General features: G+C 64.5%; 12 protein-coding genes. 2 read left to right on the top strand and 10 right to left on the bottom strand.

The genetic code is table 11. From position 1 onward, the window contains the following. Positions 1 to 33 precede the first annotated feature (33 nt). Positions 34 to 2,250, top strand: coding sequence for a CHASE2 domain-containing protein (locus MMG94_RS04520; protein ID WP_016919038.1), 2,217 nt, complete (start codon positions 34 to 36; stop codon positions 2,248 to 2,250). A 67-nt stretch (positions 2,251 to 2,317) separates the two neighbouring features. Beyond that, positions 2,318 to 3,004 (top strand): HD domain-containing protein, encoded by a 687-nt coding sequence (locus MMG94_RS04515; protein WP_016919037.1) that lies wholly within the window; start codon positions 2,318 to 2,320, stop codon positions 3,002 to 3,004. 179 nt (positions 3,005 to 3,183) lie between these two features. Here MMG94_RS04515 and MMG94_RS04510 read toward each other — a convergent pair whose 3' ends face one another. The 10 genes from MMG94_RS04510 to MMG94_RS04465 form a co-directional block, all read right to left on the bottom strand. Further along, the gene (locus MMG94_RS04510; RefSeq protein ID WP_016919035.1) at positions 3,184 to 4,179 is read right to left on the bottom strand and encodes a L,D-transpeptidase; all 996 of its coding nucleotides are present in this window, start codon (positions 4,177 to 4,179) and stop codon (positions 3,184 to 3,186) included. 165 nt (positions 4,180 to 4,344) lie between these two features. Beyond that, entirely contained in the window at positions 4,345 to 5,817 is a 1,473-nt protein-coding gene (locus tag MMG94_RS04505; RefSeq protein WP_026016113.1) for an ammonium transporter, read from the bottom strand. A 33-nt stretch (positions 5,818 to 5,850) separates the two neighbouring features. Further along, a complete protein-coding gene (locus tag MMG94_RS04500) occupies positions 5,851 to 6,189 on the bottom strand; it encodes a P-II family nitrogen regulator (RefSeq protein ID WP_016919033.1) in 339 nt (112 codons plus the stop codon). A gap of 308 nt (positions 6,190 to 6,497) precedes the next feature. Continuing rightward, on the bottom strand, positions 6,498 to 7,361 hold the full coding sequence (locus tag MMG94_RS04495) for an acyl-CoA thioesterase (protein WP_016919032.1): 864 nt from the start codon (positions 7,359 to 7,361) through the stop codon (positions 6,498 to 6,500). A 15-nt stretch (positions 7,362 to 7,376) separates the two neighbouring features. Then, on the bottom strand, positions 7,377 to 7,604 hold the full coding sequence (locus MMG94_RS04490; protein WP_026016112.1) for a Trm112 family protein: 228 nt from the start codon (positions 7,602 to 7,604) through the stop codon (positions 7,377 to 7,379). A gap of 23 nt (positions 7,605 to 7,627) precedes the next feature. Next, the gene (locus MMG94_RS04485; protein ID WP_016919030.1) at positions 7,628 to 8,293 is read right to left on the bottom strand and encodes an LON peptidase substrate-binding domain-containing protein; all 666 of its coding nucleotides are present in this window, start codon (positions 8,291 to 8,293) and stop codon (positions 7,628 to 7,630) included. Positions 8,294 to 8,318: 25 nt separating this feature from the next. Next, positions 8,319 to 9,212, bottom strand: coding sequence for a thioredoxin (gene trxA / locus MMG94_RS04480; RefSeq protein WP_016919029.1), 894 nt, complete (start codon positions 9,210 to 9,212; stop codon positions 8,319 to 8,321). Between the two features lie 22 nt (positions 9,213 to 9,234). Then, the gene (gene trmB, locus MMG94_RS04475; protein WP_016919028.1) at positions 9,235 to 9,912 is read right to left on the bottom strand and encodes a tRNA (guanosine(46)-N7)-methyltransferase TrmB; all 678 of its coding nucleotides are present in this window, start codon (positions 9,910 to 9,912) and stop codon (positions 9,235 to 9,237) included. Positions 9,913 to 9,982: 70 nt separating this feature from the next. Continuing rightward, positions 9,983 to 11,173 (bottom strand): methionine adenosyltransferase, encoded by a 1,191-nt coding sequence (gene metK / locus MMG94_RS04470; RefSeq protein ID WP_040579032.1) that lies wholly within the window; start codon positions 11,171 to 11,173, stop codon positions 9,983 to 9,985. A gap of 137 nt (positions 11,174 to 11,310) precedes the next feature. Then, positions 11,311 to 11,667, bottom strand: coding sequence for a helix-turn-helix domain-containing protein (locus tag MMG94_RS04465; protein ID WP_051001095.1), 357 nt, complete (start codon positions 11,665 to 11,667; stop codon positions 11,311 to 11,313). Positions 11,668 to 11,801 lie beyond the last annotated feature (134 nt).

Below are 11,801 nucleotides of genomic sequence, written 5' to 3'. Positions count from 1 at the left end.
TCGCCGGCGCGCGGCGCGCCGCCCGGTTGCTGAATGCTCAAGCGTAAGTGGGTCTTTCTCTTCGCAACGTTGCTCGCGGCGGCGCTCGTGCTGCCGTGGGGCGCGCTGCAGCCGCGCCGTCTCGACGATCTGCGCAATCTCGTCTTCGACGAATTTCAGCGTCTCTCGCCGCGCGCCTATGATCCCGAGACGCCGGCGCGCGTCGTCGGCGTCGACGAAGAGAGCCTGAAGGCTTTCGGCCAATGGCCGTGGCCGAGAACGCGCGTCGCGCAGCTTGTCGAAAGATTGCGCGAACTCGGCGCCGCCGCCATCGCCTTCGACTTCATCTTTTCGGAGCCGGACCACGCCAGCGCAAGGATGCTGGTCGATGCGCTGCCCGACGCCAAACTTCGCGCGGACGTCTCCAGGCTGATCGCCAAGACGCCCGACAGTGACGCCGTTCTCGCAAACGCTCTGCGCGATGCGCCCGTGGTGCTGGGCGCGACCTTGGCCATGGAGGGCGCAAAAGAGTATCCGGCGAAAGCCGGGCTCGTCGCCGCCGGCGACGCGCCCGCGCCCTTCCTTTACGCTTTTCCCGCCGTCGTGCTGCCGCTGCCGGCCCTCGCCGCCAATGCGCAGGGGCTCGGCGCGACCAATTGGATACCGGATCGCGACCTCGTGGTGCGGCGCGTGCCGTTGCTCACGCGCGTCGGCGCCTCCATCGCGCCGTCGCTGGCGCTGGAGGCGCTCCGCGTCGCGCAAGGCGAGCAGAGCGTCGTCATCCGCTCCTCCAACGCCAGCGGCGAGACTGCGTACGGCGCGCAGACGGGCGTCAACGCCGTGAAGGTCGGCGCGTTTCAGATCGCGACGGGGCCGGCCTCCGACGTTCGCCCGCGCTACACATTTTCGACGCCCGCGCGCAACGTTTCCGCAAAAGCGGTGCTCGAGAACAAGGTCGCGCGAAGCGAGATAGAGGGACGCATCATCTTCGTCGGCGCGCTCGCCGTCGGTCTCGGCGACGTGCGCGCCACGCCGCTCGAACCCGTGGTCCCCGGCGTCGACGTCCATGCGCAAATCGTCGAGTCGCTGACGACCGGCGCGCTGCTGTCGCGGCCCGATTGGGCGCCGGGGCTCGAATATGTCGTCGCGATTATCGCCTTCGCGTTGACCATGCCGCTTCTGTTCGTCGCGCCGCCGCTCGTCTCCGCCGCCTTTGCGCCGCTCGCCGTCGCGGGGCTTTTCGGGGGGGCGTTCTATCTCTTCGAAAAGCAGGGATTGCTGATCGATCCCGCCTATCCGAGCCTGGTCATCGTCGGCTCCTATGTGGTCGGCGCGGTGACGCTGTGGCGAAGCGAAATCCTCGCACGGCGGCAGGTGCGCCGCGCTTTCGGCAAATTCGTCGCGCCGGCGGTCGTCGACCGCATCGCGGAGCATCCCGAGCGGCTGGTGCTGGGCGGCGAGACGCGCGAACTGACCGTGCTCTTTTCGGATCTGCGCAACTTCTCGGGCATTTCGGAAGGCTTGAGCGCGCGCGAACTCACCCAGTTCATGAATGACTATCTGACGCCCATGACCGACGCCATTCTCGAATGCGAGGGGACGGTCGACAAATATATGGGCGACGCCATTCTCGCCTTCTGGAACGCGCCGCTCGACATTGCGGATCATCCGCGCAAGGCCGTCGGGGCCGCTCTCGCCATGCGTGCGGCGATGTTGCAGTTCAACTCGGAGCGCGCGCGCTGGGCCGAGGCGGAGGGGCGTCCGCACAAGGAGGCGGCCATGGGGCTCGGTCTCCATCTCGGCCCGGCCAGCGTCGGCAATATGGGCTCTATCCGCCGCTTCGATTATTCGATCCTCGGCGACAATGTGAATCTCGCCTCGCGGCTCGAGGGGGCGAGCAAGGCTTTCGCGACGGACATCATTGTTTCAAGCGTCATTCGCGACGCCGTTCCGGACATGGCGTGGCTCGATCTTGGGCGCATCATCGTGGTCGGGCGCAGCGAGCCGACTCATGTTTTCGCGCTTGCGGGGGACTCAGAGACGGCCCGGACCGAAGCGTATATGCGCTGGCGCACAGCGCACGACGCCATGCGCGAGGAATATGAATCAGGCCGCTTCGACGCCGCCGCGGCGCGCGCCGAAGCCCTCGCTCAAACGCTACCCGGCGCTTGGCCTGCGCTCTATGTGGCGATGGGGCAACGATATTCCAGGCTGGCCCACGAGGGCTTGCAAGAAGGCTGGTCTTCGATATGGAATCTCCAGAGCAAATAGCCCCAGCGCTCTGCCGTCCAGCGCCTCGCGCGACCTATTGGCTCTACTGAAGGATCGCCGTCCGCGCATGACCGATACAATCGTCGCGAAATACTGGAATCTACTCGCCTCGCGCCACGACGCGCAGGCTTTCGCCACGCTCGACTCCGCTTACCGTGAACCGCAGCGCGCCTATCACGCCTGGGGACATATCGTCGATCTGCTCACGAAACTCGATGCTCTGGCGCACTTGCCGACGCGCGCCGATCTCATCGCCGCCGCCATCTTCTGGCACGATTCCGTCTATCTCACGCGCGATCAGGACGGACGCCCGCGCACCGATCCCGAGAATGTCCGAGCGAGCGCGGAGCTCTTCGCCCGCCATTCCAAATTCGACGCGCTCGAGGAACTGGCGGTCAACGATCTCATCATGGCGACGTCGAGCCATATGAAAGCGAAGGCGCGGGCCGAACATTATCCCGGCTTTTCGCGCGATCTCGACTTCTTCCTCGATCTCGATCTCTCGTCGCTCGCCGCGCCCTGGAGCGTCTTCGAGAAAAATCTCGACGACATTCATTTCGAGTTCGGCTGGGCGCCGGAGCGGGCCTTTTATCAGGGGCGCGTGCAGATGCTCGAGAGCTTCCTTGGCGCGGGCGAGCGACTCTTCCGCCTGCCGGAGTCGCGCGCGCTGTGGCTCGCACATGCGCGCGCAAATCTGCAACGCGCCGACGCCGACCTGCGGGAGAAGCTGGCGGGCGTGAATGATTCAAATTAGTAAGAGGCTTCCGCCTGATCGATCGCTTCGCGACAATGCTCACGGGCGTCATTGCGAGCGAAGCGAAGCAATCCAGGGGCGTCAACGTGGCGCTGGATTGCTTCGTCGGCAAAGCCTCCTCGCAATGACGGCCGCAGGGCGAACGACTCAAGCGGAACCGGTATGAGGCCCGCCGGCGCTCACCCCGCCGTGACGATCACGAAATCCTTGCCGGTCTTGGTGTCGGGCGTCAGCGGCGCGTCGGTCAGCACCATCGTCATGCCGGGATGCATGCGGGCTTTCATCTCGTTGACGAAGGCGGGCTCGGCGGAGATGCGCTGCATCACGACGTCGTCGCGCATCAGCGGCGTCGTCGCCTGCTGATGGGTGATCGCGCTCCAATGCATGCCCCTGGCGTCCGTATTCGCGCCGTTGAGCACGAAGACATGCGAGCCGAGCTTGTCGCCGTCCTTCAGAGTGAGCTTCGAGCGCGCGACGACGCGGTCGTTTTCGATAAGCTCGATCACCTTGTCGGCCGACGAGACGATCACGCTGGTGACGGGCTTCTGCTCCGCCTCGCTCCAGTCGGAAGGATGCTTCTTGCCGTCGAGACTCGCGAGCACATGCTCGAACTCGTTCTCGGCGTAGCCCGAGAGCACCATGCCGGGATGGGTGAGCTCCCACGGATCGGTATGCGCGCCCGCGATGATGACCGGCGTGCCGACATGGGTGACGGTGAAAAGCAGCTCGGAAAATTTCGTCGGCAGGCGCACGCAGCCATGCGACGCCGGATAGCCCGGAAGATTGCCCGCATGCAGCGCGACGCCCGACCAGGTCAGCCGGTTCATGTTCGGCATGGGCGCGTCGTCATAGATCGACGAATGGTGGTTCTTGTCCTTCTGCAGCACGACGAACACGCCCGTCGGCGTCTCGTGGCCGGGCTTGCCGGTGGAGCAGGTCGCGACCGCGATGCGCACGCCGTTGCGATAGACATGCACGCGCTGCTCGGGGATCGAGACCACGACCGAGACGGGGCCCGAAGGCTCGCGCTCGGGATTCCAGGTGAAGTCGCCGGGCTTGAGCTTCGAGACGTCCTTCAGCATGTCGTCGGCGCATGCGGCGCGCGTCATGGCGAAAGCGGAAGCGGCGGCAAGGCCGCCGAGCAGTCCGCGGCGGGTAAAGGCAAAGGCGGTCATAATATTTCCCCTGTATTGCCCGAATTAGGCTGGCCAGTAACATGGCTGTCGCCAGCGGCCAAGCTCTCCCTAGGGCGAGGGGAAACTGATTTCCGTGTGTTCGCGCACATTTTCAAAAGAAACGGCGCCCGTAGGCGCCGCTTCATCTCTGCTCGGGGGAAAAGGTCAGTAGTTGTAAGCGCGTTCGCCGTGATCCGAGATGTCCAGGCCCTCGCGTTCCTGATCGGGCGCCGGACGCAGACCGATGATGATGTCGACGACCTTGTAGAGGATCGCTGAACCAATGCCGGAGAAGAGCAGGGTGGCGATGACGGCCGTTCCCTGCGCCTTCATCTGCGCGACCATGTCGTATGTGCCGGCATAGGTTTCGAGATTGGTGTAGTCGGTGATGCCGACGCCGCCAAAGTCGGGATTGACCAGCAGGCCGGTCGCCAGCGCGCCCGTGATGCCGCCGATGCAGTGCACGCCGAAGACGTCGAGCGCGTCGTCATAGCCGACCTTCTTCTTGATCACGTCGACGAAGAAGAGACAGATCGGGGAGACCACGAGGCCGAGGATGATCGAGCCCATCGGACCCGCAAAGCCTGAGGCCGGCGTCACCGCGACGAGGCCCGCGACCGCGCCGGTGATGAGGCCGAGCAGCGAGGGCTTGCCCTTGAGCAGCCATTCGACCAGCATCCAGGACAGGCCCGCCGCAGCGGTCGCGACCATTGTGTTGACGAAGGCCAGCGCCGTCGTGTTGTTCGCTTCGAGGTTGGAGCCGGCGTTGAAGCCGAACCAGCCGACCCACAGCAGCGAGGCGCCGATCATCGACATGGTCAGAGAGTGGGGCGCGAGCACTTCCTTGCCGTAGCCGATGCGCTTACCGACCATGATGGCGCCGACGAGGCCGGCGATGCCAGCGTTGATGTGGACGACGGTGCCGCCCGCGAAATCGAGCGCGCCCTTTCCGGCGAGCCAGCCCACATTGCCAGCGATCTCGTCGATCTTCGCCTGCGCAGCGGCCTTGGCCTCATCCGTGGTCGCTGCGGCGAGCTGCGTCGCGGCGTCGACAATCGCGTTCGGATCGGCGGTTCCCCAGACCCAATGCGCGATCGGGAAGTAGATGAAGGTCACCCAAAGCGTCGTGAAGAGCAGTACGGCGGAGAACTTCATGCGCTCGGCATAGGCGCCGACGATGAGGGCCGGCGTGATCATGGCGAAGGTCATCTGGAAGACGAAGAAGGCGTATTCCGGAATGACATGGCCCGGCGTGAAGGTCGGGGCGTTGGCTCCCGCGGTCACGCCCTTGAGGAAGAGCTTATTGAGGCCGCCCATGTAATGGTTGAGCGAGCCGCCGTCGCCAAAGGCGAGGGAATAGCCATAGACGGCCCAGATGACGCCGACGAGCGAGACGATCGCGAATGTCTGCGTCAGGATCGACAGCATGTTCTTGGTGCGCACGAGGCCGCCATAGAACAGCGCGAGGCCCGGGATCGACATCATCAGGACGAGCAGCGCGGAGGTCAGCATCCACGACACGTCGCCGGGATTGGGAGTCGGGTCATTGCCGGCGAAGGCCGGTCCCATCAGCGCGATGAGCGCCGCTCCCGCGAGGGTCGAAGCGGCGAGCGCGCTCCGAGACGTAGGAAGTTTCATGTAGGGAAGCTCCAAAGTTGTCGGGAGGGACGGTCAGAGCGCGTCGGCGTCGGATTCGCCGGTGCGGATGCGGATGGCGCGCTCGAGCGGGCCGACGAAGATCTTGCCGTCGCCGATCTGGCCCGTGCGGGCGGTGGAGGTGATGGCGTCGATGACCTTGTCGACGAGGCTCGCAGAGACTGCGACTTCGATCTTGAGTTTCGGCAGAAAGCTGATGGCGTATTCAGCCCCGCGATAGATTTCCGTGTGGCCCTTCTGTCGTCCGTAGCCCTTGACTTCCGTCACCGTAAGGCCGTGCACGCCGATATTGGTCAGCGCGTCGCGGACCTCATCGAGCTTGAACGGCTTGATGATCGCTGTCACGATTTTCATCTGCCAATCCTGTTGTTATCGACCCCTTGGACGGGCGCCGCCGGTCAAGGCGGAACGCCGCAGCGGCGCGGTCGTTGGAGAGAGCGGTTGAACGCTCGCGCCATTGCTTTCAATTGCCGTGCCAATGTCATGAACGAGAGGAAAACCGGGGCTTTTCCTGAGGGAAGCGGATCGCCGACGGGGCGCTGCCGGGGAGTCGCGGCGCCATCGGCGAAGAAAAAGCCCGGAGTCGCTGGCGAGAGCGCGTTTCGGCCGGACGAAGTGTGAATGCTTCGTAAATAACCGGCGCCTAGAAAAAAAGCAGGCGCCTAAATATTGGTGCGCAGGCGGATGAGTCCTTCCTGCGCCACGGAGGCGAGCAGCCGTCCGTCCCGGGTGAAAATCCGCCCGAAGGTGAGGCCGCGCGCATTGGATGCGGCCGGGCTTTCCTGCGCATAAAGCAACCATTGGTCGACGCGCGGCGGATGATGGATCCAAAGCGCATGGTCGAGGCTGGCGACCTGAATTTTCGCATCGAAAATGTTGCGCCCATGGACCATGAGCGCCGTATTCAGCAGGGTCATGTCCGACAAATAGGCGAGGAGCGCCGCATGGAGCGCCTCGTCATCGGGCAGGGGGCCCTGAACCCGGAACCAGATGAACTGCCCCAGGCGGTTCGGCGCGATCAGCGTCTCCGGCGCTGCGATGCGCATATCGACAGAAGTGGCGCGTTTCAACCAGTGCTCGGCCGGGAGCGGCAGGAAGCCGCGAAACCGTTCGACGAGATCGTTGATGGGGGCGAGGCTTTCCGGATCGGGCGTCTGCGGCATATCCGCCGCGTGCTCGAAGCCCTGCTCGCGCAACTGAAAAGAGGCTTCCAGCGAGAAGATGGTCCGCTTTTGCTGCGACGCGACGCAGCGGCGCGTCGTGAAGCTGCGGCCGTCGCGAATGCGTTCGACGGCGAAGTCGATCGGGACCTGCGGGTCTCCGGCGAGGACGAAATAGGCGTGAAGGGAGTGAAGCGGGCGATCGGCCGGCGTGGTGCGCGTCGTGGCGACGAGCGCCTGCGCCACGACCTGTCCGCCATAGAGATGGCGACCCGCCGCATGCGGGCTATGTCCGCGAAAACGGTCGTCGCCCAGATTCTCGAGATCGAGCAGCGCAACGAGTTCGCGAGCGGGGGCGTCATCCATGGCGGATGAGACGCGTCAGTCGATCTGCCGCGCCTCTTCAGGCAGCATGATCGGAATGCCGTCGCGGATCGGATAGGCGAGGCGCGCCGAGCGGGAGATCAGCTCCTGCCGCGCCCGGTCGTATTCCAGCGTTGTTTTCGTCAAAGGGCAGACCAGAATTTCGAGAAGGCGCGGATCGACTTTGGTTCCCTCGGGCGCGTTGGCCTCGTTGGCGCCGTCGGCCGCGTCGATTTGATCGCTCATCTTGCTTTCCCCATCTTGCCGCGTCAGTGCCACTGCTGCCTTTCGCCGTCGCGCTGGGCCATGTCCAGCTTCGCGAGAGCGACGAGCGTTTCTGCGCGGGTCTTGAGGTCGATCGCCTCGACCAGCGCCTGTTTTTCATTCGCCCCGAAAGGCGACATCATGGCGAGCGCATTGACCAGGGTCTCGGTCGGAGCCGCGTCGATGCTCGTCCAATCAATTTCGAGTTTCGAATATTCCGCGAAGCTGCGCAACATCGCCACCATGGCTTCGCGATCGACGTCGTTTTCCCCGGCGCCGGGCCGGAGATCGGCCTGAAAGCCGTCATAGTCGACGCGAGATTGCCGGTAGGCCGTCCCGTTCTCCAGTTCTTCCGCGATTCGGAACCGGATAACGCCCGTCAGCGTGATCAGATAACGCCCGTCGCCCGTCTCCGCGAAACGGGTCACCTTGCCGGCGCAGCCGATCTGGAAGAGCGGCGGCGCGGCGGCGCCATTGCCGTTGGGCAGGGGCTGGATCATGCCGATAAGACGCTCCCCGGCGATGGCGTCGTCCAGCATGGAGACGTAGCGCGGCTCGAAAATATTGAGCGGCAGCTCGCCCCGCGGCAGCAGCACGGCCCCCGTAAGCGGAAAGAGCGGAAGCGTCCGAGGCAGTGCGCGAATGTCGGTATAGGGACTGTTCAGGCTCATGGCGGCCGGCGGAACGCCTCTCCTATTATGAGAAAAGCAGCGTCGAGAGGCGCCGACGCGCGGCGACGGCCGCCTTGTCCATCGGTCCCCAAGCCTCGAAAAACTGGACGAGCTGCTTTCTCGCCCCGTCCTCGTTCCAACTACGGTCGCGCCGGATGATTTCAAGAAGCGCATTCGCCGCTTCTTCCCGGCGGTCCTCGGCGTTGAGCGCCAGAGCGAGGTCGAAATAGGCCTGGAGATCGTTGGGATCGAAACCGATGCGCTTTTTGAGGTCGTCGATCTCGCCGAGATCCGCGGCGGCGGCCGCGTTTTCGATCGCCGCCCAGGCGGCCGCGACGTCCGTATCCTTCTTCGCGGATTCAGGCAGGCGCTCGAGCACGGCGCGGGCGGCGTCGAGCTGTTCGGCCCCGATGTAAAGCCGCGCCAGCAGCGCGAAAGCTTTCGGGTTGACCTGCTCCTCGCCGATGATTTCGGAGAGCAGGGCGTGGGCGCTCTCGACGTCGCCTTCCGCGATCATCGCCTGCGCCGCCTCGAGCGCGTCTCCGGCGTCCTCGATCGGACCGACCAGCCGCTCGAGGAAGCCCTTGATCTGGCTTTCCGGCAGCGCGCCGACAAAGCCGTCCACCGGACGCCCGCGCTGGAAGGCGACGACGGCGGGGATCGATTTGACGCCGAGCTGGTCTGCGATTTCCGGCTCGGCGTCGATGTTCATCTTGACGAGAACGGCCTTGCCGCCGGTCGCCGCGACGAGCCGCTCGACGATCGGCGCGAGCTGTTTGCAGGGGCCGCACCAGGGGGCCCAGAAATCGACGACAACCACTTTGCGCAAGGAAGCTTCGAGCACGTCGGCGCGAAAGCGCGCGACCGTCGTTTCGATCGGCGCCGGCGCCGCTGCGCCCGCATTCGCCAAATCCACCATCCCGCCGCTCCCTCTCGCTGATTCAGTCGCTCTCTCTGATGAAGGTCAGATAGACCGGATGACGGCCGGCCGCCATCGCCTTGGCCTCATATTTGGTCTGCGTCCAGCCCGCCCAGGGGACGAGCCAGTCCTGCGCCGTTTTGGCGCGCCAGGAAAAATGCCTGCAAGCGCGGAGCCGGGCGAGAGTCCAGGCCGCATAGTCGTCTATGTCCGTGGCGAAGCGCAGCTCCGCGCCGGGGCGCAGGACGCGCGCCAGCTTTTCAAGATTCTCGGGCGAAACGAAGCGGCGCTTGCGATGGCGGCGCTTGGGCCAGGGATCCGGATAGAAAAGGTAGATGCGCGACAGGCTCGCCGCCGGCAGCCTGTCGAGGACCTCGCCGGCGTCGCCCCTGTGGAGGCGGATATTGTCGAGGCCTCTCGCCTCGATCTGCGCCAGAAGCTTCGCCATGCCGTTGACGAAGGGCTCGCAGCCGAAAAAGTCGATCTGCGGCTCGCGCGCCGCGGCCTCGATCAGATGTTCGCCGCCGCCAAAGCCGATTTCGAGCCGCGCCTCTCGGCCGGGCCGGAGGGGCAGGGGCTTAGCGAGGTCGATGGAGAGCTTTGGCAGCAGCTCCGACATGAGTTCGGACTGATGCGGGCGCAGGGCCTTGCCCCTGGAGCGGCCGTAAAGGCGACGCGACGGATGAGCCGCTTCTGTCATTTCCCAATTCTCTAAAGCCAATGGCCGGGACGAGCCCGGCCATTGCGTATCCTTAAATTCGCGGCTGCGATCAGGCCAGGGCCGATTTCAACTGGTCGACAAGGTCCGTCTTTTCCCAGGAGAAGCCGCCATCCGTCTCCGGCGCGCGGCCGAAATGGCCGTAAGCCGAGGTGCGGGCGTAGATCGGGCGGTTGAGCTGGAGATGCTCGCGAATGCCGCGCGGCGTCAGGCGCACGAGCTGCGGCAGCGCCGCCTCGATCTTGTCTTCCGCGACCTTGCCCGTGCCATGCGTGTCGACATAGATCGACAGCGGCTCGGCGACGCCGATGGCGTAGGAGAGCTGGATCGTCACGCGATCGGCGAGGCCGGCGGCGACGATGTTCTTCGCGAGATAGCGCGCGGCGTAGGCGGCTGAGCGGTCGACCTTGGTCGGGTCCTTGCCGGAGAAGGCGCCGCCGCCATGCGGGGCCGCGCCGCCGTAAGTGTCGACGATGATCTTGCGGCCCGTGAGGCCGGTGTCGCCGTCCGGACCGCCGATGAAGAACTTGCCGGTCGGATTGACGTGCCAGACCGTCGAGTCGGTGATCCAGCCCTGCGGCAGCGCTTCGCGGATATAGGGCTCGGCGATGCGGCGAATGTCGGCGGGCGACAGGCTCTCGTCGATATGCTGATGCGAGAGAACGATCTGCGTCGCCTCGACCGGCTTGCCGTCGACGTAGCGAACGGTCACCTGGCTCTTGGCGTCCGGGCCGAGGCCCTTCTCCTTGCCGGAGTGGCGCGCCTGGGCGAGCAGCTCAAGGATCTTGTGCGAATAATAGAGCGGGGCCGGCATGAGCGCCGGCGTCTCGTTCGTCGCGTAGCCGAACATGATGCCCTGGTCGCCCGCGCCCTCGTCCTTGTTGCCAGAGGCGTCGACGCCCTGGGCGATGTCGACCGACTGCTCGTGAAGGAGCACTTCGATCTTGGCGGTGTTCCAGTGGAAGCCGTGCTGCTCATAGCCGATCGAGCGGATGGCGTTACGGGCGATCTCCTCGATCCGGCCGAAACCGATATGCGGGCCGCGCACTTCGCCGGCGATCACGACGCGGTTCGTCGTGCAGAGCGTCTCCGCGGCGACGCGGATGGCGTAAGGGTCGATGCCGGCCTTTGGCCCCTCACGGAAGAACTCATCGACGATTTCGTCGGAGATGCGGTCGCTCACCTTGTCGGGGTGGCCTTCGGAAACAGACTCGCTGGTGAAAAGGTAATTTTTCCGGGTCACTTTTGGAATCTCCCAATGGCCGCCCGTGCGGATCAAGCGCGCGACTCTGCGACGCTATCATCCGACATCTGCCAGTCGGCGTTCGATACGTCAAGCCAAAAAGGGGAAATTCGTTCGTTAAATAGAACTCGCCGCGCTCAGGCGTCGCCCTGTTCGGCGAGCGTCGTCACGAGATCCAGGATGCGTTTTCTCACCTTCGAGTCCTTGATGCGGGCGAAAGCCCGGTTGAGGTGCAGTCCCTCGGCAGTGGAGAGGAAGTCGACGACATATTGAGAAGAAGACTCTTCGGCGAAACCGTTTCCTTCGGCGACGCCCAAAGTCGGCGCGCCCTCGAAAAAGAAAGATGGAGGAACGTTCAAGGTCTTCGAAATTTGCTGGAGACGGCTCGCGCCGATCCGGTTCAGGCCCTTCTCGTATTTCTGAACCTGCTGGAAGGTGAGGCCCAGGGCTTCGCCCAGCTTTTCCTGACTCATTTTCATCAGGATGCGCTGCATACGCACGCGGCTGCCGACGTGTCGGTCGATCGGATCTGGCGTTTTCTTCACTTTTACGACCTCCTGCCGCGTTTTAGCCGAACGCTGATCAAATGCAAACAGGATTAATGTTTAGCCTCCTGAAATTGAACAAA

Source organism: Methylocystis parvus OBBP (assembly GCF_027571405.1).
In the GTDB taxonomy this organism is placed as follows: domain Bacteria; phylum Pseudomonadota; class Alphaproteobacteria; order Rhizobiales; family Beijerinckiaceae; genus Methylocystis; species Methylocystis parva.
Note: the sequence above shows the minus strand (reverse complement) of the source record. Positions and strands in the feature narration are given on the sequence as shown.